The following is a 26423-nucleotide window of genomic DNA, read 5'->3' as shown; positions in this document are numbered from 1 at the left end:
ACCGCCATATAACTGGGGCGGTGTTTCATACCCGTATTGAGTTGGGAGTTTGTCATGGAGTTCCGTCGCTTAGGCCGCACCGACATTCAGGTCAGCCTGATCTGTCTTGGAACCATGACCTGGGGCGAGCAGAACACCGAAGCCGAGGCGCATGCCCAGCTGGATTATGCGCTGGACCACGGCATCAACTTCATCGATGCCGCCGAGATGTATCCGGTGCCGCCCAAGGCTGAAACGCAGGGCCGCACCGAGAGCTACATCGGCACCTGGCTGAAGAAGCGCAAGGATCGCGACAAGATCGTGCTGGCCACCAAGGTGGCCGGGCGTGGCGGCGGTCCGCGCGGTGAGTTCGACTGGCTGCGCAATGACAAGCAGCCGCCGAATTTAGGCCGCAAGCAGATTTTCGAAGCGGTCGACAAGAGCCTGAAGCGTCTGCAGACCGACTATATCGATCTCTATCAGACGCACTGGCCGGACCGCCTGACGACCAATTTCGGCCGCGCCGAATATCCGTGGAACGACGAAGCCTCGATTGCCATCGCCGAAACGCTGGATGCGATGGGTGAGCTGGTGAAGGCCGGCAAGATCCGCCATATGGGCGTGTCAAACGAAACCGCCTGGGGCGTGATGCAGCATCTGAAGGATGCCGATGCCGACAAAGCCCGGCCGCGCCTCGTGTCGATCCAGAATCCCTACAGCCTGCTCAATCGCTGGTACGAATCCTCGCTGTCTGAAGTCACCAGGATGGAAGAGGTCGGCCTGCTGGCCTATTCGCCGCTCGCCATGGGCGTGCTCAGCGGCAAGTATCTCGGCGGCGCCAAGCCGCCGGGCGCGCGCCTCACGCTGTTCAGCCGTTTCACGCGCTACAGCAATCCGCGCGTCGAGAAGGCGACGGAAAAGTATGTGGCGCTGGCGCAGCAGCACGGCCTCGATCCGTCGCAGATGGCGCTGGCCTTCGTAAATGCCAAGCCCTTCGTGGCCAGCAACATCATCGGCGCCACCAGCATGGAACAGCTGAAGGCCGATATCGACAGCATCAACGTGAAACTCTCGAAGGAGGTACTCGACGGGATCGAAGCGATACACCGCGAATATCCGAACCCGAGCGCATAACCTCAGCGTTCGTTCCGGGCCGCAAGGTCACTTTCAGCGGAGGGCCCAGCCATGATCCGCTTGTTCGTCGCCCTGAGTTTCCCCGAAGAGATTCGCCGTTCGCTGGCCGCACTCTGCGCTGGCGTGCCTGGCGCGCGCTGGGTCAATCCCGACCAGTTTCACCTCACGCTTCGCTTTATCGGCGAAGTCGACGGCCGCACCGCCCGCACGGTGTCGGACGCCCTCGCCACCATCACGATGCCGGATTTCGACCTCGAACTGTTCGGCGTCGGCACCTTCGGCGACAAGCGCAAGGCCAACTCGCTCTGGGTTGGCGTGCGCCCCAATGCGGCGCTCAACCGCCTGCAGGAAAAGGTCGACAATGCCGTGCTGCGCTCCGGCATCGCGCCCGATCGCCGCAAGTTTGCGCCGCATGTCACGCTGGCGCGACTGAACAATGCACCGCTCGATCGCATCGGCGCCTTCCTGAGCCATCATGCGCTCTATGCCGGTCCGCGCACTCGCTGCGACCGCTTCACACTCTATTCCAGCTTCCTGTCCTCGTCGGGCGCGATCTATACGCCGGAACAGGTCTATCGCCTCGACGGCGGCATCGCCGAAGATGCCGAACACGACTGGATGGCCGATGAGGCGGATGCCTGGGATCAGGATCACGGCGACTGGGACAAGGCGGAAGCGGCGGCCTACGGTGCTGAGTGACGCGACCTAAGTCGATTGTTGTCCTGACCGGCGCCGGTATCTCGGCCGAATCAGGTCTGGGCACCTTCCGCGACAAGGACGGCCTCTGGACCAAATACGATCTCAACGATGTGGCGACGCCGGAAGGCTTCGCGCGCAACCCCGTGCTGGTGCATGACTTCTACAATGCGCGACGCAGGAACCTGGTCGAAGCCATGCCCAATGCAGCGCATGTGGCGCTGGCGGACCTGGAGCAGAGGTTCGACGGCGACTTTTTGCTGGTGACGCAGAATGTCGATGATCTGCATGAGCGCGCCGGCTCGCGCAAGCTGCTGCACATGCATGGCGAGCTGCTGAAGATCCGCTGCGAGGCCTGCGATGCCGTGCGGGCCTGGCGCGAGGATCTCGATCTCGCCACCACCTGTCCGGCCTGCGCCACCACCGGCCGGCTGCGTCCGCATGTGGTCTGGTTCGGCGAAATGCCGCTCTACATGGAGGCGGTCTACGACGCGCTGGCGCTGTGCGACCTGTTCGTCTCGATCGGCACCTCGGGTCAGGTCTATCCGGCGGCCGGATTCGTCGCCGATGTGCGCCGGCGCGGCATAGCCCATACGGTCGAACTCAATCTCGACCCTTCCGACGGCTTTTCGCTGTTCGCCGAGAAAATATACGGTCCGGCGACAGAAGTGGTACCAACCTTCGTCGAACGCCTGCTTAAATCATGACCTGCAGACCTGATACTCGCGGCTTAGATTCTGTGTGGCTATGCGCCGCAGAGGTTGAAACTGGTTCCGTGTCTTGATTCCCGGTTGCGGGCAAGTGGCGGGTATGACTAGTTCTTGTCACCCGCCATGACTGTTTCTCCGAACACCTCCGTATACTCGTCTGCGACCGCCCTGCGCTGGTACGACACTGCTTTTGCCGATGCGGCCAAGGAGCGCGAGTTCCAGCAGGCCGAGGGGCCGAGCGCGATCGTCTATGCGCGGCTGGCACTCGGCCTGGCCGCCGTGCTGTTCGCCAGCTTCGGCATCACCGACTGGCTGTTCGCACCAGCCGCGCTGGCGATGAGTGTCATCCGCGGCACCAGCATCCTGGTGCTGCTGGCGGCCTTCGCTGCCTCATATTCCCCGCGCGTGCAGCCGCATCACCAACTGGTCATGCAGATCGGCGCACTCTCGGTCGGCATCGGCTATATCGGTATTGTCGCGCTGGCGCCGCCGCAGCTGCTGCCGCTCTATCTCGACTGCGTCATCCTGATCATCATCGGCATCTTCGTGGTGCTGCGCCTGGGCACGCTGCGTGCCTCGCTGTCGGTGCTGATCGTGGTGGCGCTGCTGGATGCTGCCTACCTCGCCTTCGGCCTCGGCACGCAGGAGGATTTCGTCGTTTACCAGCTGATCATGATGACGGCTTTTGCGATCGGCTTCTTCTCGAACTACATCTACGAACGCCAGCGCCGCGTCACCTATCTCGGCCGCCGCGCCGCCGAACAGCAGGCCGCCCGGCTGGAACAGGCGTTGCGTCGCGCCGCGGAAGCGCAGATGCAGGCCGAGCAGGCCGCCCGTGTCAAAAGCGATTTCGTCGCCCATGTCAGCCATGAGCTGCGTACGCCGCTGAATGCCGTGATCGGTTTCGGCGAGGTGCTGGAGCGGCAGATTTTCGGCCCGCTTGGCCACAATAAATACATGGAATATGCGCGCGACATCCGCGAAAGCGGCCAGCATCTGCTGTCGCTGATCAACGACGTGCTCGATCTCTCCAAGGTCGAGGCCGGCCGCATGGAGCTGCATCGCGAGCATCTGGCGCCGCACGAACTGGCGCGCGCCAGCCTCGTGCTGGTGTCCGGCCTCTCGCATATGCGCGGCACGCGGGTTGCGGTCGATGTGCCGCCGGATCTGCCATCGGTCTTCGGCGATGCGCGCGCGATCAAGCAGATGCTGGTCAACCTGCTGTCGAATGCGCTGAAATTCTCGCCGCCCGGCGGCGAGGTCGGCATCGTCGCCGAAGCCGGCGAGCGTCACATCCGCTTCGTCATCAGCGACAACGGTCCGGGCATGACGACCGAACAGATGCAGATCGCGATGACGCCGTTCGGCCAGGTCAGCGGCATGGTGGCCGACAGCGAACGCGGCACCGGGCTGGGTCTGGCGCTGGCCAACAGCCTGGCCGAACTGCATGGCGCACCGCTCGAACTCGATTCCGTGCCCGGTCGTGGCACGCGTGCCATCGTCACGCTGCCGCGCGGTCATGCGCGGGATAGTGCAGCGGATTAAACGCTAATCGGGAACGCTGGCTTCGATGCGGTCCATGTCGTCGTCCGACAGGCCGACATGATGGCCGATCTCGTGGATCAGCACATGGCGCACGACATGGCGCAGGGAGTCGCCGTTCTCGCACCAGTAATCCAGCAGCGGCCGGCGATAGAGGAAGATCATCGCCGGCATCGTGCCGGTCTCGCCGCGCTGCTCGGTCAGGAAGCTGCCGCCGGTATAGAGCCCGAGCAGGTCGAACGGCGTCTCGCAGCCCATTTCCTGCAGCACCTCGTCATCGGGAAATTCCGCCACCTGGATCGGCACACCGTCGATATAGCGGCCCAGCGCGGGGCGCAGGCGTTTCAGCTCGGCCTCGGCAATCGCGGCGAGATCGTCCAGGCTGGGCGCGGTCAGTTTGGCGACATCGGTCATGCGGCAGAAGGTCTCAGCGGAACAGGCAAGGTTGAACCGGCATATCCGGCGCGTTACTTTCTGCGCCGGAAATCAGGGCGCATCTTCACAGCCCCGTGAAGACGAAGCCGTGAGGAGGATGACATGGCCATTGCGAAACTGGAAGGTGCCGCCCGCCAGGCTGCATTGCAGGCACTGGCCGGCTGGCAGGAAGTCAAAGGCCGCGATGCCATCGTGAAGACTTTCGTCTTCGCCGATTTCAACACCGCCTTCGGCTTCATGACCCGCGTCGCCATCCAGGCCGACAAGGCCGATCATCATCCCGAATGGTTCAACGTCTACAATCGCGTCGAGATCACGCTGACCACGCATGATGCGGGTGGCCTGAGCGAGCGCGACGTGAAGCTGGCGGCCTTCATCGACGGCGCCGCCGCATCAATGGGCGGAAAGGTGAAGTCATGAGTGCGGCATCCCGCGGTCTGAAACGCGGCCTGGTTCTGGCCGCCATCATCGCGCTGTTCGGCGTCGTCGGCTATCTCGCCATGCCTTATCTGCTGCCGCAGCGCGGCGACGACACTGCCGGCAGCGGCGTGGTCAGCATCGGCGGGCCGTTCGCGCTCACCAACCAGGACGGCAAACCTGTCACCGACAAGGATTTCGCGGGCAAGCTGATGCTGGTCTATTTCGGCTTCACCAACTGCCCCGATATCTGCCCGACCGGCTTGCAGACGATTGCGCTGGCGATGGACCAGCTTGGCGCCGATGCCGCCAAGGTGCAGCCGATCCTGATCACTGTCGATCCCGAACGCGACACCGCGCCAGTGATGAAAGAGTATGTGCAGGCCTTCCACGAGCGCCTGATCGGCCTGACAGGCACACCGGAGCAGATCGCCGCCGTGGCCAAGGCCTATCGGGTCTACTACCAGAAGGTCGTGCTGAAGGATTCGAGCCTCGGCTACTCGGTCGACCATTCCGGCTTCATCTACCTGATGGACGGAAAAGGGCAGTATCTCACCCATTTCCGGCATGATGCGACGCCGGAGCAAATGGTGCAGCGGATCCGCCAGCGCCTTTAATCATTTGAGATTACTGGATTTCTACTTGCCTGCACGCATATGTTGCGGCGCAAAATAAATCGTGCGGCCACTGACGAAGCAGCGTAAGCTGTGACCGAACGGTGGCAGAGCACGATTCTCTAACGCTTTTGTCCGAGGTTTGTTTTGCGGTCGCCTTACTCCGGCCGCGCCCCCGCAGAAGGGTGGGACCTGATGCTCTACTCACTTTATGAACTTCAGCATGCCGCCCTGCAGCCGGTCCGCGCCATGGCCGAGATGCAGACGCTGGCGCTCAAGCTGCCCTACCTGCCGATGAACTACACGGCAGCGGCACGCACGCTGGCCGCCGGCCTGGAAGTCTTCAGCAACATCACCCGCCGTTACCCGAAGCCGGAATTCGGCCTCGCCACCACGATGGTGAATGGCACCGAGCGCAAGGTGACCGAGCATGACGTGCTCAACCTGCCATTCTGCCGCCTCAAGCATTTCGAGCGCGAAGGCTGCGAGGACCGCAACGACCCCAAGCTGCTGATCGTGGCGCCGCTGTCGGGCCACTATGCCACGCTGCTGCGCGGCACGGTCGAGGCGATGCTGCCCAATCACGAGGTCTATATCACCGACTGGATCGACGCACGCGACGTGCCGCTGCGCGAAGGCAAGTTCGATCTCGACGATTACATCGACTATATCCGCGAATTCTTCGTCACGCTGGGCCCCGGCGCGCATGTGATGGGCGTGTGCCAGCCCTCCGTGCCGGTGCTGGCCGCCGTGGCGCTGATGTCGGCCGAGAATGACGCCCATACCCCGCGCTCGATGACCCTGATGGGCGGGCCGATCGACACCCGCATCAGCCCCACCGTGCCCAACAACCTGGCGCAGGAACATTCCATCGAATGGTTCGAGCATAGCGTGATCGACCGCGTGCCCTTCCCGCATGATGGCTTCATGCGCCCGGTCTATCCGGGCTTCATCCAGCTCACCGGTTTCATGACCATGAACCTGGACCGCCATGTCGGCGCGCATGTCCGCCTGTTCCATCACCTGATCAAGGGCGATGGCGACAGCGCCAAGGCGCATACCGATTTCTATGACGAGTATCTCGCGGTCATGGACCTGCCGGCCGACTACTATCTGCAGACCGTGAAGACCGTGTTCCAGGACCATGCCCTGCCGCGCGGCATCATGACCTGCCGCGGCGAGAAGGTGGAGACCAAGGCGATCCGCAAGACCGCCCTGATGACGGTGGAAGGCGAGAAGGACGATATCTCCGGCGTCGGCCAGACCATGGCGGCGCACGACCTCTGCCCGAATATCCCCAAGGCCATGCGGGCGCACCACCTGCAGGCCGGTGTGGGTCATTACGGCGTGTTCAACGGCCGGCGCTGGCGCGACGAGATCGCCCCGCGTGTCACGGCCTTCATCCGCCAGCATGACGGCAACTCCGCCAAGAAGCGCTAATTGGGAAGCGCTAAGTCCCCACTGCCGCCTTTATAGACGCGCCGTCCCGGCGTAATCTGCCGCCATGTCCCGTTCCGAGCCTTTCTGGCGCCGCAAGCGCCTGGACCAGATGACGCCTTCCGAATGGGAGTCGTTGTGCGACGGCTGTGGCAAATGCTGTCTCTACCGGCTGGAAGACCGGGATACCGGCGAACTGGAGCAGACCAACGTGGCCTGCAAGCTGCTGAATTGCGCCACCGGCCAGTGCAGCAACTATCCCAAGCGAAAGAAGATCGTGCCCGACTGCATCCAGCTGACGCCGGCGAAAGTGCAGAAGATGAACTGGCTACCGGCCACCTGCGGCTATCGCCTGGTGGCCCAGGGCAAGGATCTCTACTGGTGGCATCCGCTGAAAAGCGGCAGCAGCCAGACCGTGCACCAGGCCGGCATTTCTGCGGCCGGCCGCTGCATTTCCGAGAAAGACGCCGGCGAGCTGGAAGACCACGTCGTCTACTGGCTCGACGACAAGGGTCCGCCGAAGCCGAAGAAGCGTTAGGCCTCAAAAACCTTGTCCCGTTTTACGCATGGCAATCGTGGAACAGGATTGCCACTGCAGCGTTTCTCTTTGCAGTAGCGTTATCCGGGACAGGCAGATGTCACCTACATCCTCTCGCTTATGGCTGATTACTGGCACTCTGCTCGGCATGGCTGCCGGCCCTGCCTACGCGCAGGGCTTGCCGCAAACGGAAGCTGACCGCATCCAGGCCGAGACCCGCCGCGTGGAGCAGGAACGCGAGCAGCGCTTCCAGCAGCAGCAGACCGAGCGCCGCCTGGAAGCCGAGCGGCAGGATCAGCGCCGCCAGCAGGAATTGCGGCTGCAGGAACGCACCCCGCCATCCTCGCGCCCAACACCGCTGACTCCGCAAAAACCGAAGAACTGACGGCCTGGTGACGTAGCGATACGTCCTTCCCGATACTGGAATACCGCCCGGCTTCCCCGCTAATCTGCGCAGCCATTACGGGACGTCGGGGAAATTCATGTTCAGCCTGCCAGCGATCGATGCCGACCTTGCCGCCAAATTCCGGGCGGTGAAGCTGCTGTCGCTCGATCTCGACGGCACGCTGACCGATGGCGGGCTCTACTATGCCGAGGATGGCAGCGAGCTGCGCAAATACCATGTGCAGGACGGCTTCGGCATTCTGCTGGTGAAGGATGCCGGTATCGAGGTCGCGCTGATCACCCGCAGCGACACGCCGGCGATCCAGAAACGCGTCGACCGGCTGAAGATCCGCTTCGGCCTGATGGGCGTCTACGAAAAGCTGCCCAGGCTGAAAGAGATTTGCGCCGAACTCGGCATCGGCCTCAACGAGGTCTGCCATGTCGCCGATGACGTCAACGACATGGATGTGATGGAGGCGGTCGGCCTGCCCATTGCGGTGTCGAATGCCCGGCCGATGGTGAAAAACGCCGCCGCCTATGTTACCGAAACCGCCGGCGGTCACGGCGCCGTGCGTGAAGTCTGCGACCTGCTGCTGGCGCACCAGGTCTGATCCAACATATCTGATCAGGAAGGGGAGTTCTCATGGCCATCGATTTCCAGGGCCGCGTTGCCATTGTCACCGGAGCTGGCGCAGGTCTGGGCCGCAGCCACGCGCTGCTGCTGGCAGAGCGCGGCGCGAAGGTGGTGGTCAACGATCTGGGCGGTGGCGTCGACGGCACCGGCGGCTCGTCCAAGGCCGCCGATCAGGTGGTGGCCGAGATCAAGGCGAAAGGCGGCGAGGCCGTCGCCAATTACGACAGCGTGTCGGAGGCGGCTTCGGCGGCCAATATCGTCAAGACCGCGGTGGAGGCCTTCGGCCGTGTCGATATCCTGGTCAACAATGCCGGCATTCTGCGCGACAAGAGTTTCGCCAAGATGGAGATCGCCGATTTCGACACCGTGGTCGACGTGCATTTCCTTGGTTCGGCCTATGTCACCAAAGCGGCCTGGCCGATCATGCAGCAGCAGCAATACGGCCGCATCGTCATGACGTCGTCGAATTCCGGCCTCTACGGCAATTTCGGCCAGTCGAATTATGCCGGCGCCAAGATGGGCGTGGTCGGCCTGATGAATTCGCTGAAGCAGGAGGGCGCCAAATACGGCATCCTGGTCAACACGATTGCGCCGGTGGCCGCCACCCGCATGACCGAGGCGCTGCTGCCGCCCAAACTCCTGCCGCATCTCAAGCCGGAATACGTGTCGCAGGCCGTGGTCTATCTCTGCTCGGAAGCCTGTGGTGCCACCGGCGACATCATCTCGGCCGGTGCCGGCTTCTACGCCAAGATGCAGATCATGGAATCGCAGGGCATGTTCTTCGGCGTCGACGCCAAGGTCACCGTGGAAGACTTCGCCGCCAACTATGGCAAGATCACCGACATGTCGAAGCCGCAGCATTTCGGCTCGTCGATGGAAGAAGTCGGCCATATCGCCAAGCCGTTCGTGGAATAACGGCGCTTCACCAACGCCGTTTGATCAGCCGCGGGGCAGGCGTTCCAGCACGGCCTGGCTAAGCCGTTCGATCACGGTATCGTCGGCACTGGCAAAGCGCTGGCCGGCAGCGGCGATGGCCTCGCGCTGTGCAGCATTCTGCAGCAGGGCAGCCACCGCACCGGCAATGCCCTGTGCGTCCTGCACCAGCCGCGCGGCGTTCGTGGCCAGCAGGCCGGCGCTCGCTTCGGAGAAATTGTACATCTGCGGGCCGAACAGCACGGCGCAGCCGAGCCGTGCCGGCTCCAGCGGATTGTGGCCGCCCACCGGCACCAGCGAGCCGCCCATCAGCACGACTGGTGCGAGGCGATACCACAGGCCGAGTTCGCCCAGCGTGTCGGCGATATAGAGATCGGTGTCGGCGTCCGGCAGTTCGCTGGCGGAGCGCAGCGCAATCTTCACATCCGGTGCTGCCAGTTCCTGCTGCAGCACCGCGCCGCGATCGGGATGGCGCGGCACGATCATGGTGAGCAGCCCGGGCAGTTGCGGCTTCAGCAGGCGATGCGCGGCGACGATCTGCACCTCTTCGCCGGGATGCGTGCTGGCAGCGAGCCAGAGCGGTCGCCCGGTTGGCAGTGGGCCGGCCAGCCGTGCGCGCCAATCCGACAGGGCCGCAGCATCCGCCGGCAGCGGCGGCGCCGCCTGTTTCAGGTTACCAACTTCGATCACCCTGGATGCGCCGAGCCGCAGCAGCCGTTCGGCATCGCCGCCGGTCTGCGCGTAGATCGTATCGAATGCCGACAGCAGCCAGCGCGCGGTATTCGGCACCAGCAGCCAGCGCGACACCGAGCGTTCCGACAGCCGCGCATTGGCCAGCAAAGCCGGGATGCCGCGCTGGCGCAGCTCTGCGAGAATCCCCGGCCAGAAATCGGACTCGCTCCACAGCACCAGATCCGGTTGCCAGTGATCGAGGAAACTGTCCACGGCATCGGGCAGGTCGATGGGGATGAACTGATGAATCACGCCGTCCGCCGCGCGCTGTTCCACCAGTGCAGCAGAGGTGACGGTGCCGGTGGTCAGCAGCAACGTGAGATCCGGCCGGACTTTGCGCAGATGTTGCAAAAGCGGCAGCAGCGCCTGCGCTTCACCCACGCTGGCGCCATGGCACCAGAGCAGCGGGCCGGACGGACGCGGCTGCGCGGCCTGGCCGAAACGTTCGCCCAGACGCGCGGCATTTTCTTTGCCCTGCGTCACGCGGCGCTGCAGCCACAGGCGGACGACCGGCGTCAGCAGATGGCCGATGCCGCGCCACAGCGCACGCCGCCCGTCGAAAGCCGGCTGGTATTTTGATTGGCCATTCATTGCGGCGCAGATTGCCGTAACGGGAGGGGCAATGAAAGAGTTTAGGCGACACTTGCAGCGCGGCAATGGCACTGTCAGCCTGTGCCAAGACGCACAATATGGGCAACGATAACGGGAGGGCACGCCATGGCGGTGCATGTGGACAAGCGCGGCGCGGTGACCACGGTGATTCTCGATCGTCCGCAGGCACGCAATGCTGTCGACCGGCCGACCGCCGACGCGTTGCGTCAGGCCTTCAAGGATTTCGATGCCGATGACACGGCGAAGGTCGCGGTGCTGTGGGGCGCGGGCGGTCATTTCTGCGCCGGTGCCGATCTGAAAGCCGTCGCCGACGGCAATCAGCGCAACGACGTCTCGCCCGAAAGCGAAGGGCCGATGGGGCCGACGCGACTGATGCTGTCGAAGCCGGTGATTGCCGCGGTGTCGGGCTTTGCTGTCGCCGGCGGGCTGGAACTTGCGTTGTGGTGCGACCTGCGTGTCGCCGAGGAAGACACCACCTTCGGCGTCTACTGCCGGCGCTGGGGTGTGCCGCTGATCGATGGCGGCACCGTGCGTCTGCCGCGACTGATCGGCCACAGCCGCGCGCTCGACATGATCCTGACCGGTCGTGCAGTTGACGCTCAGGAGGCATTGCAGATCGGGCTTGCCAACCGCGTTGTGCCCAAAGGAGAGGCGCGCACCGCCGCCGAACAGCTGGCCGAGGAGATCAGCCGCTTTCCGCAGGCCTGCATGCTGGCCGACCGTGGCTCCAGCTATCGCCAGTGGGACATGTCGCTGGATGCCGCGCTGCATGACGAGGCCGAGGGCGGGTTGCCGATCATCGAACAGGAAGCCATCAAGGGTGCCGCCCGCTTCAAGAGCGGGCTCGGTCGCCACGGCGACTTTTCGTCAATTTGATGTCTGCGCTCGGCAGCAGGCCGAGCATTTTCTTCATCACGGTGGGCAGAGCCGCCTCCTGCGGCTGTTGCCACTGGCCGTCGAGTTTTGCGGCCTCACGCGCGCCGACGCGGCCCAGCATGGCGCCGATGCGCAGTTCGAAATGCGTGAATACATGCACGGCATCGCCGTTCAGCATCAGCCAGTCGGTCTGCGCCGGTGCGTGTTGTAGTGCCTCGACGCTGGCCCAGGGCGTGTCGCGCCAGGGCGCGCTCGGCACTTCCAGCATCCCGCCCAGCAGGCCTGTCGGCGGCCGGCGGCGCAGCAGCACGGCGCCGTCGTCGTTTCGCTGCAGCAGGAAGGCGATAGTATGGCGCACCGGGCGTGCGGCTTTTGCGGCCTTGCGCGGCAGCGTCTCGGCGATACCGCGTCTGAAGCCTTCGCAGCGTGCCTGCAAGGGACAGAGCAGGCAATCAGGGCTTTTCGGTGTGCAGATAGTCGCGCCGAGATCCATCATTCCTTGCGCGAAATCGCCGGGCCGCTTTTGCGGCGTTACCTGCGCCGCGAGCTTGCGTAACTCAGTCCGTGCCTGCGGCAGCGGCGTTTCGACGGCAAACAGCCGCGCCAGCACACGTTCGATATTGCCGTCCAGCACGGCGGCCGGCTCGTCGAAGGCGATGGCGGCAATGGCGGCCGCCGTATACGGCCCGATGCCCGGAAGTTCGAGCAGTCCGGCTGCGCTGCCGGGGAAAGTGCCACCATGCTGCTCACTCACGGCCTTGGCGCATTTGTGCAGGTTGCGGGCGCGCGCGTAATAGCCCAGCCCAGCCCAGGCTTCCATCACCTGCTCGACCGGCGCATGGGCCAGATCATGCACGCTGGGCCAGAGTTTAAGGAATTTCTCGAAATAGGGTTTCACCGCCGGCACCGTGGTCTGCTGCAGCATCACCTCGCTGAGCCAGACGCGATAAGGTTCGGGCGCCGGCATGCCCGGCGGGCTGCGCCAGGGCAATTTACGATGGTGCCGGTCGTACCAATCCAACACCAATGCGGCAATATCGGGCGAATTGGTGCGGGCTTTCGACATGGCGAGACTGTAACATCCACTTTATCCACCTGCCATGCAGATGGACTTGCATCTGGGTCACCTTCTGCGCCATTTTGCGCGCGCCTGACTGGGAGAAACTCATGCGGCATATCCTTCGCGCAGCACTGCTGATCGGCCTGGCTGCACCCGTCTTATGCTTTTCTGGCTCGTCCTACGCGCAGGGCAAGTCCGACATCGTTGTCGGCACCATCACCGATCTGTCCGGTCCAGCTGCCGTCTATGGCCATGCCGTGGTCAATGCGATGCGCCTGCGCTTCGATGCGGTGAATGCCGCTGGCGGCATCCGCGGTCGCAAGCTGAAACTCGTTGTTGAAGACCATCAGTTCCAGGTGCCGCGCGCCGTGCAGGCGACGTCGAAGCTGCTCAGGCTGGACCATGCGCAGGTTTTCGTCGGCTCGCTCGGCACCGCACAGGTGCAGGCGGTGCTGCCGCAGCTGCGTGCCGCCGGCGTCGCCAACCTGTTTCCAATGGCCGCCAGTCGCGATCTGGTCCATGCGCCGGATGCGATCAGCTGGATCTCCGGCTCGCTCTATTACGACCAGATCCGCGCCGGCGTGAAATGGATGGTCGAGACGCAGGCCAAGCAGGCGGTCTGCGTGATGGCGCAGGGCACGGACTATGGCGAGGAAGTGCAACAGGCAGTGAAAGATGAGCTGGCCCGGCATGGCCAGAGCGTGAAGATGGTCGTGACACATCGTCCGATCGACACGGATTTCTCCGCGCCGGTGCAGCGCCTGCGCAATGCCGGCTGCGATCTCGTCGTGCTGGCCACCCTGCTGCGCGACACCATCCTGCCGATGGCGTCGGCCAAAACAGCCGGCTGGAATGTCGATTTCCTCGGGCCGTCGACGACGCATGACTATCTGCTGGCGCAGGCACCGGGCGGCGCCACGCAGGGACTCTACAGCGTGTCGTCGATTGCGCTGCCAGACCGCGCCGCCGCGCCGGCCGGGGTGGTGGCCTGGATGGATGCCTACAAGGCGCGGTTCAATACCGAGCCCAATGCAGCCGCGATCTACGGCGCCACCATTGCCGATCTTGCCGTGCTGGCGCTCGACCGCGCCGGGGGCGACGCCGGCATGGCGAAGCTGACCCGCAGCATTGCCAGTATCCGCGGCTGGCGTGACCTGTTCGGCGGTACGCTGCAGTCCTTCGGCGATGGCGGCCGCCAGGGTACCCGGCAGGCCTATGTCTACCAGCTGCGCGGCCCGCACTATGAACGCCTCACCGAAGCCGTGGGCTACTAGCTGCATCTGCGCTAAACTGGCGGCATGAACTACCTGATCGTCTTTCTCGGTGCCGGCATCGGCGGGGCCATGCGGCATGGCGTGAATGTCGCCGCCATGCGCCTGATCGGTGCCGGTTTTCCCTGGGGCACGCTGGCGGTCAATATCGCCGGCTCCTTCGTCATGGGCCTGGTGGCCGAATATTTCGCGCTGAAAAGCGGCCTGCCGCAGCAATGGCGGCTGTTCCTGGCCACCGGCGTGCTCGGCGGTTTCACGACATTTTCGGCCTTCTCGCTGGAAGTCGCGCTGCTCTATGAGCGTGGCGAGGTGATGGCGGCGGGCCTGTATGTGCTGGGCTCGGTCGCGCTTGCCGTGGTCGGACTGTTCGCCGGGCTTTACGTCATCCGCGCCCTCGTGGCGTCGTGACGGACGAGAAGAAGAAACCGGCACGCGATCCATCGCAGCGTACGAATGCGCCGAAAGCGCTGGGGGTTTCGCTCGGCCGGCTGACGCGGCCGATCATGAAGCAGCGCGGTGTCGCACTGGCCGAGATCATCAACCGCTGGAGCGAGATCGCCGGACCGCTGCTGGTGAAGGAAACCCAGCCCGAGAAAATGGTCTACGCCTCGGGTGCCGGCCATGCGGCGACCCTGGAGATCGCGGTCAGCCCGGCCTTTGCACTCGAACTGCAGCATCTCTCTCCGCTGATCATCGAAAAGATCAACGGCTATTTCGGTTTCCGCGCCGTCGAGAAACTGCGCCTGAAACAGACTCCGATCCACCGCCCCGAGTCGCAGGCCCCAGCGGGACGGAGCAGTCGGCCGCTGACCGCCGACGAGCAGGCGAAACTCGAAGATTTGCTCACCGGAGTCGAAGATCGCGACCTCCGCCAAGTGCTTGAAAGCCTTGGTAGATCACTTTTCGGTGCGAGTCGCTGAGCTGCCTTGAGTCGGCCAGATTCTTGTGGATAACGGCAGAGTCCGGTTGCAGGCCGGACGTGCAACCATACAATGCCCCCAACATGTAGGGGGTCGGAGTATCTCTATGAAATATATACAGCGTTTCGTTCTGACCCTGGCGTTCGTCCTCGGTGGTTTCTTTGCAATCGGCGCGCAGGCCCAGACGGCCTCTGCCGCGGCAGACCCGCGTCTGCAGGACATGGTGCTCGGCAAGGCCGATGCCCCGATCACCATCATTGAGTATGCCTCGCTGACCTGTCCGCATTGCGCCCATTTCCATGAAACGGTGCTGCCGACGCTCAAGACCGAATATATCGACACCGGCAAGGCGAAGCTGATCTTCCGCGACTTCCCGCTCGACCAGATGGCCTTCGCCGGCGCGGTGCTGGCGCGCTGCGGCGGGCCGGAGAAGTACTACACCTTCCTCAGCGTGCTGTTCGCGCAGCAGCGCCAGTGGGCCGGCGCGTCGGATCCCAAGGCGGCCCTGGTGCAGATCGGCCGGCTCGGCGGCATCTCGTCCGACCAGTTCGAGAAATGCCTGCAGGACAAGCCGCTGGGCGATTACATCCTGAATTCGCGCCTGGAAGGCAACCAGAAGCTCGGCGTCAATTCGACGCCGACGCTGATCATCAACGGCAAGGCCGAAGCCGGCGTGCCGTCGATCGACGATTTGCGCAAGAAGCTCGACGCGCTGGCGAAGTAATCGCTAAGCGCCGCGTTATTTGAAAGGGAGTCCCCGTGCAGTTCACCAAGTTGCGCTTGTCCGGTTTCAAGTCCTTCGTCGAGCCGACGGATTTCATTATCCATCCCGGCCTGACCGGGATTGTCGGCCCGAACGGATGCGGCAAGTCCAACCTGGTGGAAGCCCTGCGCTGGGTGATGGGTGAGAACTCGGCCAAGCGCATGCGCGGCACGGGCATGGACGACATGATCTTTGCGGGCACGGCCACTCGGCCGTCCCGCAATATCGCTGAAGTCACGCTCACGCTCGACAACAAGACCCGTACCGCGCCTGCCGCCTTCAACGAGATGGAAGAGGTGGCGATCACGCGCAAGATCGAGCGGGAGAAGGGTTCTGACTATTCGATCAACGGCAACGACGTGCGCATGCGCGACGTGCAGCTGCTGTTCGCCGATCTGGCGTCGGGCGCCAATTCGCCGGCCATGGTCAGCCAGGGCCGCGTCGGCGCCATCATCAATGCCAAGCCGACCGACCGCCGTATGCTGCTGGAAGAGGCGGCCGGCATTTCGGGCCTGCATTCGCGCCGGCATGAAGCCGAGCTGCGCCTAAAGGCAGCGGAATCGAACCTGGAACGCGTGGTCGATGTGATCGGCCAGCTCGACAATCAACTGCAGTCTCTGAAGCGCCAGGCCCGTCAGGCCAGCCGCTACCGCAATATTGCCGGCCAGATCCGCAAGACCGAAGCGATCCTGTTCCACCTCAAGCATGAAGCGCTGAAAAACGCGCTGGCCGAGGCCGAACAGGCCATGCATGCCGCCGAGCGTGAGGTCGCCGACCGCACCTTGCAGGTGTCGGAAGCGCATGAGGCCGAACGCATCGCCGCCGAGGCGCTGCCGCCGCTGCGCCAGCATGAGGCCGAAGCCGGTGCCCGCCTGCATCGCCTGACCGTCGCCCGCGAAGGCCTGGAAGCCGAATCCGCCCGCGCCCAGGAAGCCGCCGAAGCCGTGCGCGCCCGTCTGGCGCAGATCGCCTCGGATGCCGAGCGCGAAAGCGCACTGTCGCAGGATGCCGAAGAGACTGTGGCGCGTCTCGCCACTGAAACTGAGCAGCTCGAAGCTTTGCGTGCCGGCGAGGCCGAAGCGCAGACCGCCGCGGAAGCCGCGGTCACCGAGGCGCAGGGCAAGGTCGATGCCAGCCAGGGCGAACTCGACGCCCTCACTGGCCGGGCCGCCGAAGAACAGGCCCAGCGCGCCCGCCTGCGCCAGGCCATCGAAGATGCCAGCCGCCGTCTTGAGCGCCTGAATGCGCGTCTGGCCGAACTGAGCGCGGAAGAAACCCGCCTGAACGAGCAGACCGAAGCGCTGGTCGAAGCCGAGACCATCACCGCCGAAGTCGAGGCCAAGCAGGCGGCCGTCGAGACCATGCGCAATGCGCTGGATGGCGTCGAGACTGAACACGCCGCGAAGATCGACGCGGCGCGGCAGGCCTACGAGGCGGTCGAAGCCGAACAGGCCCGCCTGATCGAAGCGGCCCGTGCGGCGTTGGAGGCCGTCGAGGCCGAGCATGCGCAGAAGATCGAAGCCGTGCGTCAGGCGATGGCCGATGTCGACAGCGAACACGAACAGAAGATCGAAGCGGCGCGTGCCGGTCTTGCCACTGTCGAAGGCGAGCATGCCCAGAAGATCGAAGCGGCCCGCAGCGGTCTGAATGCGGTCGAGTCCGAACATGCGCAGAAGATCGAACAGGCCCGCGTCGGGCTGAACGCCGTCGAGGCCGAGCAGGCGCAGAAGATCGACGAGGCCCGCGAGGGCGTCAACGCCGTCGAGGCCGAGCATGCCGAGAAGATCGCCGAAGCCCGCCGTGGCGTGGAGGCCGCCGAAGCCGCTCGCGCCGCCCAGCAGCAGGCCGAACAGGCCAGCCGCGATGCCTGGCAGGGCGTGCAGGGCGAACTCACCCGCCTGAAGGCGGAAGAGACCGGCCTGACCAAACTGCTCAAGCTGGACGAAAGCAATCTCTTCCCGCCGCTGATCGACCAGGTCACCGTCGAACCCGGCTTCGAAAAGGCGCTCGGCGCGGCGCTGGCCGACGAACTGAACGCCGCCACCGATCCCAATGCACCGATGCACTGGGATGCACTGCCGCCGATGAGCGACGCGCCGGGCCTGCCGTTTGGCGCCGAGCCGCTGTCGAAATACGTCACCGGTGCCGCCGCGCTGCAGCGCCGCCTGAGCCAGATCGGCCTCGTCGCGGATGACGCCGATGGCGCCCGCCTGCGCGCGGACCTGAAGCTCGGCCAGCGTCTGGTCACGAAGTCCGGCGCGCTGTGGCGCTGGGATGGTTTCACGGTCAAGGCCGGCGCGCCGACCTCGGCCTCGATCAAGCTGGAACAGCGCAACCGTCTGGCCGACCTGCGCGAGGAACTGCGCGAGCTGGAAGGCAGGCTGAGCGACGCGCAGCGCGCCTATGAGGAGGCCCGCCGGGCCACCGAACACGCGGCACAGGCCGAACGTACCGCGCGTCAGGGCGTTGCCGCTGCCGAAGAGCAGCGCAACGTCGCGCGCCAGCAGGCCAATGCCGTTGTGCAGGCTGCCGAACAGGCGCGCAACGAAGTGCGCCAGCAGGCCGCCAGCGTTGTGCAGCAGGCCGAGCAGGCTCGCAACGAAGCCCGCCAGCAGGCCAATCAGGTGGTGCAGGCCGCCGAACAGGCGCGCAATGAGGCCCGCCAGCAGGCGGCGAGCGTCGTGCAGACGGCCGAACGTGCCGCTCTTGAAGCGCGTGACCGTGCCGCGCAGGCTGTGGCGGGCGCCGAACGCGACCGTCAGGGCGCGCGCGATCAGGCCAATCAGGGCATTGCCCAGGCCGAACGCGAGCGCAACACCGCACGCGAACATGCCAATCAGGGCATCGCCACGGCGGAACGCGAGCGCAATGCCGCGCGCGAACGCGCCAATCAGGATGTGGCCCGCGCCGACCGCGAACTGGGCCAGGTGCGCGATCGCCAGGCGGAGATGGTGCGCCGGGAAGCCGAGCGCCAGTCGCGTCTGGCGGCTCTCGCCGAACAGAAGCAGCAGACCGAAGGCGAGATCGCCGAGACCACGCAGGCGCGTGAGGCCGAGGAAGCTGCGCTGGCCGCGATGCCGGCGGAAGACGAAGTACGCCAGCTGATCGGCATGATCCGCGAGGACCTGACGGCATTGCGTCAGGCGCTGGTCGAACGCCGCGCCGCGCTGGAACAGTTACGCCTCGATGCCCAGGCCCGCGCCCGCCGCCTCGACGGCATCGTGATCGAGCGCCGCGCCGCCAATGCGCGCAACGAAAGCGCCTCGCAGCAGCTCGCCCAGCTCGGTGTCCGCCAGGCCGAGGCGACAGCCGAACTGGAAAAGCTGGAGCAGATTCCGCGCGAACTCGAAACCCGCCGCAATGCGCTGCAGGAGCAGATCGACATCGCCGAGATCGCCCGCAGGGAAGCCGCCGATCATCTGGCCAATGCCGAAGGTGCGCAGCAGCTCGCCGCGCGGACTGCGCGTGAGATCGAGCAACTGCTCGGCACTGCACGCGAGTCGCGCGTGAAGTCGGAAAGCGACCTGGAGCATCAGCGCGTCAGCCTCGACGAGCTGGCGATCCGCGTGCGCGAAGTGCTCGATTGCACGCTGGATGCCGTGCTCAGGGCCGGCGAAGTGGAGGACGGCGAGGAATTCCCCGAACTCCATACGGTCGAAAATCGCCTCGAACGCCTCCGCAAGGAACGCGACAACATGGGGCCGGTCAATCTGCGCGCCGAGCTGGAAGCCAACGAGGTGGAGGAGAAACTCACCGCGCTGTCGACCGAGCAGACCGATCTGGTTTCCGCCATCGACAAGCTGCGCCAGGCCATCACCTCGCTGAACAAGGAAGGTCGCGAGCGCCTGCTGGAGGCTTTCCAGAAGGTCGACGGCCATTTCCAGAAGCTGTTCGTCGAGGTCTTCGGCGGCGGCAAGGCGCATCTGCAACTGGTCGAAAGCGACGATCCGCTGCAGGCGGGCCTCGAAATCTATGCCTCGCCGCCGGGCAAGCGCCTGCAGGTGATGTCGCTGCTCTCGGGCGGCGAGCAGGCCCTGACCGCGCTGTCGTTGCTGTTCGCGGTCTTCCTCACCAACCCGGCGCCGATCTGTGTGCTGGACGAAGTGGACGCTCCGCTCGATGACGCCAATGTCGAGCGCCTATGCAACCTGATGGAAGCGATGGCGCGCCAGACCTCGACCATGGGCGAGGGCACGCGCTTCGTGGTGGTCACCCACCATCCGATCACCATGGCGCGCATGGACCGCCTGTTCGGCGTCACCATGGCCGAACGCGGCGTCTCCACCCTGGTCAGCGTCGACCTCGCCGGCGTCGATCACCTGAAGGCGGCGTAAGCGCATCACCGTCATGCCGGCCTTCGGGCCGGCATCCCATTTCTTTTTAATGGGACCCCGGGTCAAGCCCGGGGTGACAACCTGAATGCCGCCCCCATTGCCCATGACGGCGCCTGTTTTTCCGGTCGCCCTCCCCAGAATTCGTCGGTAGACTGAGCTATCTGGTTCACCTGCGGCGGCAGCCGGGAAGGCGCGGGTCAGTTCATGGCAGTCGAGTCATACAACCGCGATCAACCGGTTTTCCTGTCACTTCTGCCGGCCCGGCCCGGCGAGCGGACTTTCGCCTTCGGCATCATGGCCGCGTCGCTGGTGGTTTTTGCCCTGCTGGCGCCGCTGGCCAAAGTGCCGTTGCAGCGGCTGGATGCGTTCATTCCGGTCTATCAGTCGGCGCTGGTGATCAATGACCTGATCACCGCCGTGCTGCTGTTCGGCCAGTTCAGCATCCTGCGGTCGCGCAGCCTGCTGATCCTCGCCAATGCCTATGTATTCACCGCCCTGATGGTGGTGGCGCATACACTCAGCTTCCCTGGCCTGTTCGCCGACAGCGGTCTGCTTGGCGCCGGACCGCAGACCACGGCCTGGATCTACATGTTCTGGCATGGCGGGTTTCCGTTGCTGGTGATTGGCTACGCAGTGTCGCGCGGCAACGACCGCATCCTGTCCGACCGCAGCGGGTGGCATATCGCCGCCAGCCTGGTCGCCACCATGGCCGCCGCAGGCGGCGTCACGCTGCTTTGCACACTCGGGCAGGATCAACTGCCGGCGATCATGGTCGGTAACAGCTATACGCCGGCGATGATCGTCGTGATCGCCACGGTCTGGGTCCTCGGACTTGGCGCATTGCTGTTTCTCTGGCGGCAGCGGCAGAAAGCTTCGCTCGATCTCTGGCTGATTGTGGTGGTGGGCGCCTGGCTGCTGGATGTGGCGCTGGCGGCCATGCTGAATGCCGGCCGTTTCGATCTCGGGTTTTATGCTGGCCGCATCTATGGCCTGATTGCCGCAAGCACCGTGCTGATGGTGCTGCTGCTGGAAACCCGCTCGCTTTACGCACGCTATGTCGGCGACCTGCAGACGGCCAATCATGCGCTGCGCGACAGCGAAAACCAGCTCAAGCAGCTCAACGACACGCTGGAGCAACGTATCGCCGAACGCTCGCGCCAGCTGGAAGCCGAGATCGCCGGACGCGAGGAGCTGCAGTCGGCCCTGCGCGAGGCGCAGAAGATGGAGGCCGTCGGGCGCATGGCCGGCGGCGTTGCGCATGACTTCAATAACCTGCTTGCCGTGGTGATCGGCAATATGGAAATCCTGCAGGTCGAATTGCGCGACAAGGAACATCTGGCGGCGCTGGAGGCGATCGACCGTGCCGTCACGCGCGGCAGCCGGCTGGTGCGGCAGCTGATGACCTTTTCCCGCCGCCAGCCGGTCAACGTGGTCGCTGTCGATCTGGCTTCGCATGTCGCCGAACTTAGCCAGCTGCTCGAACAATCCCTGCGCGGCGACATTCGTCTGGTGCTCGACCTGCCCGACTATCTCTGGCCGGTCCAGTGCGACCGCGACGAACTCGACCTCGCCCTGATGAATATCTGCGTCAATGCGCGCGATGCCATGTCGCGTGGCGGCCTGGTGCGGATCGAGGCGCGCAACGCCACGCTGGCGGCCGTGCGGGATCCGGCGCTGGGCCTGAGCGGTTATTTCGTCGCCATCTCGGTTTCGGATACCGGCACCGGCATTGCCGCCGAGAATATCGACAAGGTCTTCGAGCCCTTCTTCACCACCAAGGAGGTCGGACAGGGTACCGGCCTGGGCCTCAGCCAGGTTTATGGTTTCGCCAAGCAGGCCGGCGGCAGCGTCACGCTATCGAGCCAGCCGGGCGAGGGCCTCACCGTCACGCTGTATCTGCCGCGGGCCAACGCCGCGGCGGCCGAGACGCTGCCGGCCCGCACACCGGCCACCCAGCCGGCGCGCGGCCGGATCCTGCTGGTCGAGGATGACGACGATGTGGCGTCTGTGGCGATCCGCACGCTGGGCCTGATCGGCTACGACTGTCACCGGTTACGCGACGCCGGCACCACGCTCGCGCTTCTGCTGGGCAGGCAGAATTTCGATCTGCTGATGTCCGATATCGTGATGCCGGGCGGCATGAGCGGCCTGGATCTGGCGAAAAAGGTGCGCAGCCATTTCCCCCGTCTGCCGATCCTGCTCTGCACCGGCCTCTCCACGGCGGTGGCAGATGCCGATTTGGAAGGCTTCGACGTGATCGCCAAGCCCTATCGTGCCGATGCGCTGGCCGATGCGATCTCCCGCGCCATCGCCACCAGCCGCCGGGAATCGCGCAGCAGCGCGTAGGGCTGCGTTCTGTGAAGGCCCTCACCCCAACCCTCTCCCGCAAGCGGGAGGGTGAGGGTGTCGGAGCTACAAACTTCCACTCGGATGGAAGCCGAAGCAGCCATCCAGCATGGCGCCGCGGAAATCGGCCTCGGCCAGCCGCGTGCGGCTCAGATTGGCGTTGCGCAGATCCGTGCAGATCAGCTTGGCGCCGGAGAGATCCGCGCCGGCGAGATTGACTTCGCTCAGGTCGGCGCCGCTCAGGTCGGCGGCGATCAGTTTCGCGCCGGTGAGGTTCAGGCCATGCAGCACGGCGCGGCTGCCGCGCCGGCCGTCGCTGGCGATCCATTCGGCATGCTGGGCGATGGCCTCCAGCAGATGCTCCGCGCCCATCGGGCGCTCCACCTTGCCGCCGGCGGATTCGATCACGTCAGCCATGCCGGTGCCGAGATCGGCCTTGGCGAAACTGGCGCCGCGCAGATCGGCGCCGCGGAAGCTGACATTGTCCAGCCGCGCATAAGCGAATGAGGTGTCCTGCAGATTGGCCTTGTCGAAGGCCGCTTCCACCAGCGTGGCGCCGGAGAAGCTGGCACCGGTGATCTTGGCGGCATGCAGTCGCGTCGTCTGGCTGGCGAGATCCTGCGACGACTGATAGGGCCCGAGCTGGGCATCGTTGAAACGCGTGTTGGTCAGCACGGCGCGGCTCAAGTCGGCACCGCGCAGATCGGCCCTGATGAAATTGGCCGCGGTCAGGTCGGCCGCGCTCAGGTCGCAGGCCATCATCTCGGCTTCGGCGAAGCTGCTTTCGCGCAGGTCGGCGCAGCTGAGTTTGCACATCGGCAGCGAGGCGCGGGTCAGGTTCTTGCCCATCAGCTTGATGGCGCCGAAATCGATGCGTTCGCATTGCAGGCGGCGACCCATCTGCACCTGCTTGCCCATCGAGGAAATGAAACGGGAATGCGACTCCAGCAAATCGCTGAAGCGGGGCGGGCAGGGCGCGTAGATGGTCAGGGCTGTCATCCGGAAGAACTTTGTAACATCCGGCAGTATGGCCCAGCCGCCGCCCGGCTGGAATTGAAATATTCCGGCCCGGACCAGCCCTGAAGGCAGGAAAGCGCGATTCGCAGCTTAGAGCAGGCCGGCAATCACGCGGTCCGGCGGCGCATGGCCGTCGGCGAAGGTCTTGATGTTGATCAGCACCTTCTCGCCCATGTCGATGCGGCCTTCCAGGGTGGCCGAGCCCATATGCGGCAGCAGGATCACGTTGCCGAGTTCCAGCAGCTTGGGGTTGACCGCCGGCTCATGCTCGAACACGTCCAGCCCGGCGCCGGCGATCTCGCCCTTGCGCAGCTTGCGCACCAGCGCGTTCTCGTCGATCACCTCGCCGCGCGCGGTGTTCACCACATAGGCATGCGGCGGCAGCAGGTCGAGCCGGCGCGACGACAGCAGGTGGAAGGTGGCCGGCGTGTGCGGGCAGTTCACCGAAATGATGTCCATGCGCGCCAGCATCTGGTCGAGGCTTTCCCAGTAGGTCGCTTCCAGCTCCTGCTCGATGCTCTCATGCACGCGCTTGCGGTTGTGATAGTGGATCGACAGGCCGAAAGCCTTGGCGCGGCGGGCGACGGCCTGGCCGATGCGGCCCATGCCGATGATGCCGAGCCGCTTGCCCCAGATGCGCTGGCCCAGCATCCAGGTCGGCGACCAGCCTTCCCAACTGCCGTCGCGCAGCGCGCTGGCGCCGGCCACCAGGCGGCGCGGCACGGCGAGGATCAGCGCCATGGTCATGTCGGCAGTGTCTTCGGTCAGCACGCCCGGCGTGTTGGTGACGGTGATACCGCGCTGGCGGGCGGCAGCCAGATCGATGTGATCGACGCCGGTGCCGAAATTGGCGATCAGGCGAAAGTTAGGCCCGGCATGGGCGAGCACCGCGCCGTCGATCTTGTCGGTGATGGTCGGTACCAGCACGTCGGCGGCCTTCACCGCCTCGATCAGCTCGGCCTGGCCCATCGGCTTGTCGGCGATGTTCAGCCTGGTGTCGAACAGCTCCATCATCCGGGTTTCGATCGGGTCCGGCAGTTTCCGGGTCACGATCACCAGGGGGCGCTTTTTCGGCGTTGGCATAAGGCGTTTCCGCTTCCCGGCAGGAGTGTTTCAGAGCGAGTTTCTTGGGCTTCTCTAGCAGATCGACCCGGTCGAGACAAACCCTCGACCGGGCCGAAAACCTTTGCCTAAAGAATGACCTTGCGGCAGGTGCCGCCTCTCTCCGTACGTATACGTACGGAGAGATTTCAGGGGCTTAACGGCTTACCGGACGTAAAGCGGCATATACTGGCGGATGTTACGCTCCAGCTCGCGATTGACGTCCATCATGGTCTCGCGCACCAGGTCGTGGATCAGGCGGTCGCGGTCGTTCAGGGTCGCCTTTTCACTCATCGAATTGGAGCGGCGCGCCGAGGCCTGCGCCTCGCCGACGCGGAAGCCGCGGGCATCGCGCACCTCGACCGCCATTTCCACCTCGGTGTCGAAACGGGCGACCTGGTCTTCGGTGAAGCTGCCGCGCAGGCCCGGCGTCTTCTTCAGGTCGACCTCGGTCACGCTTGCCTTGCGCACGATCACGGTGACGCGGTTCTGCTGGCTGTTGTCGATAGCGACGCGGTCGCGCGTCCAGCGCATCGCCACGCTGGCCGGCGGCTGCGGGATCGCCAGTTCGATATGCGGCGGCTGCGCCGTCGGCTGGTATTCCATGATGGTTTCCACCGAACTGGCGGCGAAGGTCAGCTTCGGCTGGCTGGTGAAGGTGATCTCGGGCAGGATCGACTTTTCCATCGGGCCGCCGCAGGCGACAGCCACCAGGGCAAGGCCCGCCACAGCCAGCAGGCGGGGCAGGGCAAGTACACGGGCGAGGCGGGTAGACATGGGTCGTTTCTCCTTGTTTTCCGCCCCCAAATAGGCGGCGAAATAGGGCAAATTCAAGGCCCGGCCAATGACAACGGCGGGGCCGCGGTGCCGGAGCGTAAACTCCGGGCGGCGGCGGACTGCAGGTGGGGAATGGCCGACCTTGAGGCTAGAAACGCCTGAAAACCGGTTTTGTCGCCGTGCGGTTGCGCGAGGGGGTCAGTTTTGGCCGCTGGCGCCGGTCTGAACGGCTTCGGCCGGGAAGCTGTAGCTGTCGCTGCAGAACTGGCAGGTCACCGTGATCAGGCCGTCCGGGGTGGCCATATCGGCGATCTCGTCCGGGCTGAAGGTGGCGAGGATGCCCTGCACCTTGTCCTGCGAGCAGGTGCAGCGGTCCTGCAGCGCGGCGGCCTCATAAACCCGTACCCCGTCTTCGTGGAACAGGCGGAACAGCAGCTCATTATGGCCCAGCGCCGGATCGGTCAGTTCCTCGGGCTTTGTCGTGCCCAGCAGGGCCGTCACTTTCTCCCAGGCGAAGGTTCTGTCCTCCATCGACAGCCCGCCCGACTGCAGCGGCAGCTGCTGCAGCAGGATGCCGCCGGCGCGCCAGTGACGGCGGGCTTCGCCGGCGGCCTTGCGATGCGAGGCTGCCAGCACGATGCGGGCATTCAGCTGCTCCGACTGCGCGAAATAGGCATGCGCCGCTTCAGCCAGGGTCGCGCCTGTCAGGTCGACGATGCCCTGGTAGCGTTCCATATCCTCGCCCTGCGGATCGATGGTGAAGGCGAGATAGCCCTTGCCGAGCAGCAGCGGGATCAGGCCGCGCTCCGATCCGGGGCCAAGCTCCAGCCCGTCGAGGCGTTCGGCATCGAAATTGGCATAGCCGCGCAGATCGCCCGGCGTGCGGAAATCCACCACCAGGGTCGAGACCGGGCCGTCGCCCTTGGCCTGCACCGAAAAGATGCCGTCGAATTTCAGTGCACTGGCCATGGTGCCGACCAGCGCGGTGGCTTCGGCCAGCAGATGCGCGACCGGCTCGGGATAATTATGCCGCGCCAGCATGCGGTCGAGCGCGGGCCCCAGCCGCACGAGACGGCCGCGCACATCGCACTGCTCGATCTGGAACGGCAGCGACAGGTCGTCGTGAAGGGATGCTGTACTCACGGGCCTAATATAATGCGG

The 26423-nt window shown here is 64.9% G+C and carries 24 protein-coding genes and 1 pseudogene; 18 read left to right on the top strand and 7 right to left on the bottom strand.

Features of this window, described 5'->3' with window-relative positions:
* Window positions 1–54: 54 nt before the first annotated feature.
* The 4 genes from CTR53_RS00300 (at window position 55) to CTR53_RS00285 (ending at window position 4064) form a co-directional block, all read left to right on the top strand.
* Window positions 55–1113, top strand: a complete 1059-nt coding sequence (locus CTR53_RS00300; protein WP_290808100.1) for an NADP(H)-dependent aldo-keto reductase — start codon at window positions 55–57, stop codon at window positions 1111–1113.
* A gap of 51 nt (window positions 1114–1164) precedes the next feature.
* Window positions 1165–1812: an RNA 2',3'-cyclic phosphodiesterase gene (gene thpR, locus CTR53_RS00295; protein ID WP_290808097.1), complete on the top strand. Its 648-nt coding sequence runs from the start codon at window positions 1165–1167 to the stop codon at window positions 1810–1812.
* Window positions 1809–2516, top strand: coding sequence for a Sir2 family NAD+-dependent deacetylase (gene cobB, locus CTR53_RS00290; RefSeq protein WP_290808095.1), 708 nt, complete (start codon window positions 1809–1811; stop codon window positions 2514–2516). Before thpR ends, cobB begins: the two co-directional genes overlap by 4 nt.
* A gap of 126 nt (window positions 2517–2642) precedes the next feature.
* Window positions 2643–4064, top strand: a complete 1422-nt coding sequence (locus tag CTR53_RS00285) for a HAMP domain-containing sensor histidine kinase (RefSeq protein WP_290808092.1) — start codon at window positions 2643–2645, stop codon at window positions 4062–4064.
* A 3-nt stretch (window positions 4065–4067) separates the two neighbouring features.
* Here CTR53_RS00285 and CTR53_RS00280 read toward each other — a convergent pair whose 3' ends face one another.
* A complete protein-coding gene (locus CTR53_RS00280) occupies window positions 4068–4475 on the bottom strand; it encodes a metallopeptidase family protein (protein WP_290808089.1) in 408 nt (135 codons plus the stop codon).
* A gap of 117 nt (window positions 4476–4592) precedes the next feature.
* Here CTR53_RS00280 and CTR53_RS00275 point away from each other — a divergent pair.
* The 7 genes and pseudogenes from CTR53_RS00275 to CTR53_RS00245 all read left to right on the top strand — a co-directional run.
* Window positions 4593–4916, top strand: a pseudogene (locus CTR53_RS00275) (4a-hydroxytetrahydrobiopterin dehydratase); the annotation flags it as partial.
* A complete protein-coding gene (locus CTR53_RS00270; RefSeq protein ID WP_290808087.1) occupies window positions 4913–5530 on the top strand; it encodes an SCO family protein in 618 nt (205 codons plus the stop codon). The pseudogene CTR53_RS00275 and the gene CTR53_RS00270, both read left to right, overlap by 4 nt.
* A gap of 192 nt (window positions 5531–5722) precedes the next feature.
* Entirely contained in the window at window positions 5723–6967 is a 1245-nt protein-coding gene (locus CTR53_RS00265) for a polyhydroxyalkanoate depolymerase (RefSeq protein ID WP_290808085.1), read from the top strand.
* Between the two features lie 64 nt (window positions 6968–7031).
* Entirely contained in the window at window positions 7032–7502 is a 471-nt protein-coding gene (locus CTR53_RS00260; protein ID WP_290808083.1) for a YcgN family cysteine cluster protein, read from the top strand.
* A gap of 148 nt (window positions 7503–7650) precedes the next feature.
* Window positions 7651–7887 (top strand): hypothetical protein, encoded by a 237-nt coding sequence (locus tag CTR53_RS00255; protein WP_290808080.1) that lies wholly within the window; start codon window positions 7651–7653, stop codon window positions 7885–7887.
* Window positions 7888–7984: 97 nt separating this feature from the next.
* Window positions 7985–8497, top strand: coding sequence for an HAD family hydrolase (locus tag CTR53_RS00250; RefSeq protein WP_290808077.1), 513 nt, complete (start codon window positions 7985–7987; stop codon window positions 8495–8497).
* A gap of 32 nt (window positions 8498–8529) precedes the next feature.
* A complete protein-coding gene (locus CTR53_RS00245; protein ID WP_290808074.1) occupies window positions 8530–9435 on the top strand; it encodes an SDR family oxidoreductase in 906 nt (301 codons plus the stop codon).
* Window positions 9436–9459: 24 nt separating this feature from the next.
* Here the strand turns inward: CTR53_RS00245 and CTR53_RS00240 are convergent, their stop codons facing one another.
* A complete protein-coding gene (locus CTR53_RS00240) occupies window positions 9460–10776 on the bottom strand; it encodes a 3-deoxy-D-manno-octulosonic acid transferase (protein WP_290808071.1) in 1317 nt (438 codons plus the stop codon).
* 126 nt (window positions 10777–10902) lie between these two features.
* On the opposite strand from CTR53_RS00240, the gene CTR53_RS00235 reads away from it, so the two are divergent.
* Window positions 10903–11673 carry a crotonase/enoyl-CoA hydratase family protein gene (locus CTR53_RS00235; RefSeq protein WP_290808068.1) on the top strand — a complete coding sequence of 257 codons (771 nt, stop codon included), beginning with the start codon at window positions 10903–10905 and terminating at the stop codon, window positions 11671–11673.
* Here CTR53_RS00235 and mutY read toward each other — a convergent pair.
* A complete protein-coding gene (gene mutY / locus CTR53_RS00230; RefSeq protein ID WP_290808065.1) occupies window positions 11630–12739 on the bottom strand; it encodes an A/G-specific adenine glycosylase in 1110 nt (369 codons plus the stop codon). The two genes, CTR53_RS00235 and mutY, sit on opposite strands and share 44 nt — an antisense overlap.
* 101 nt (window positions 12740–12840) lie before the next feature.
* Here mutY and CTR53_RS00225 point away from each other — a divergent pair, with 101 nt between their 5' ends.
* From CTR53_RS00225 to CTR53_RS00200, 6 genes are all read left to right on the top strand, one after another.
* Window positions 12841–14007: an ABC transporter substrate-binding protein gene (locus CTR53_RS00225; protein WP_290808062.1), complete on the top strand. Its 1167-nt coding sequence runs from the start codon at window positions 12841–12843 to the stop codon at window positions 14005–14007.
* A gap of 24 nt (window positions 14008–14031) precedes the next feature.
* Complete coding sequence (crcB, locus tag CTR53_RS00220) at window positions 14032–14412, top strand: fluoride efflux transporter CrcB (protein ID WP_290808059.1); 381 nt, start codon at window positions 14032–14034, stop codon at window positions 14410–14412.
* Entirely contained in the window at window positions 14409–14924 is a 516-nt protein-coding gene (locus tag CTR53_RS00215) for a DUF721 domain-containing protein (protein ID WP_290808056.1), read from the top strand. The genes crcB and CTR53_RS00215 overlap by 4 nt, the downstream gene beginning before the upstream one ends.
* Window positions 14925–15030: 106 nt before the next feature.
* Window positions 15031–15648 (top strand): DsbA family protein, encoded by a 618-nt coding sequence (locus CTR53_RS00210; protein ID WP_290808053.1) that lies wholly within the window; start codon window positions 15031–15033, stop codon window positions 15646–15648.
* A gap of 35 nt (window positions 15649–15683) precedes the next feature.
* On the top strand, window positions 15684–20021 hold the full coding sequence (locus CTR53_RS00205; protein WP_290808050.1) for an AAA family ATPase: 4338 nt from the start codon (window positions 15684–15686) through the stop codon (window positions 20019–20021).
* A 204-nt stretch (window positions 20022–20225) separates the two neighbouring features.
* Window positions 20226–22367: an MASE4 domain-containing protein gene (locus tag CTR53_RS00200; RefSeq protein ID WP_290808047.1), complete on the top strand. Its 2142-nt coding sequence runs from the start codon at window positions 20226–20228 to the stop codon at window positions 22365–22367.
* A 66-nt stretch (window positions 22368–22433) separates the two neighbouring features.
* Here the strand turns inward: CTR53_RS00200 and CTR53_RS00195 are convergent, their stop codons facing one another.
* The 4 genes from CTR53_RS00195 to CTR53_RS00180 all read right to left on the bottom strand — a co-directional run bounded on the left by CTR53_RS00195 (window position 22434) and on the right by CTR53_RS00180 (window position 26405).
* Window positions 22434–23366 (bottom strand): pentapeptide repeat-containing protein, encoded by a 933-nt coding sequence (locus CTR53_RS00195; RefSeq protein WP_290808044.1) that lies wholly within the window; start codon window positions 23364–23366, stop codon window positions 22434–22436.
* Between the two features lie 108 nt (window positions 23367–23474).
* Complete coding sequence (locus CTR53_RS00190; protein WP_290808040.1) at window positions 23475–24467, bottom strand: D-glycerate dehydrogenase; 993 nt, start codon at window positions 24465–24467, stop codon at window positions 23475–23477.
* A 183-nt stretch (window positions 24468–24650) separates the two neighbouring features.
* A complete protein-coding gene (locus CTR53_RS00185; protein ID WP_290808037.1) occupies window positions 24651–25262 on the bottom strand; it encodes a hypothetical protein in 612 nt (203 codons plus the stop codon).
* Window positions 25263–25460: 198 nt separating this feature from the next.
* Window positions 25461–26405, bottom strand: a complete 945-nt coding sequence (locus tag CTR53_RS00180) for an Hsp33 family molecular chaperone (RefSeq protein ID WP_290808034.1) — start codon at window positions 26403–26405, stop codon at window positions 25461–25463.
* Between the last annotated feature and the right edge of the window lie 18 nt (window positions 26406–26423).

The organism is Ferrovibrio sp., from assembly GCF_002796975.1.
In the GTDB taxonomy this organism is placed as follows: domain Bacteria; phylum Pseudomonadota; class Alphaproteobacteria; order Ferrovibrionales; family Ferrovibrionaceae; genus Ferrovibrio.
This window is presented reverse-complemented; position numbering and strand designations above follow the sequence as displayed.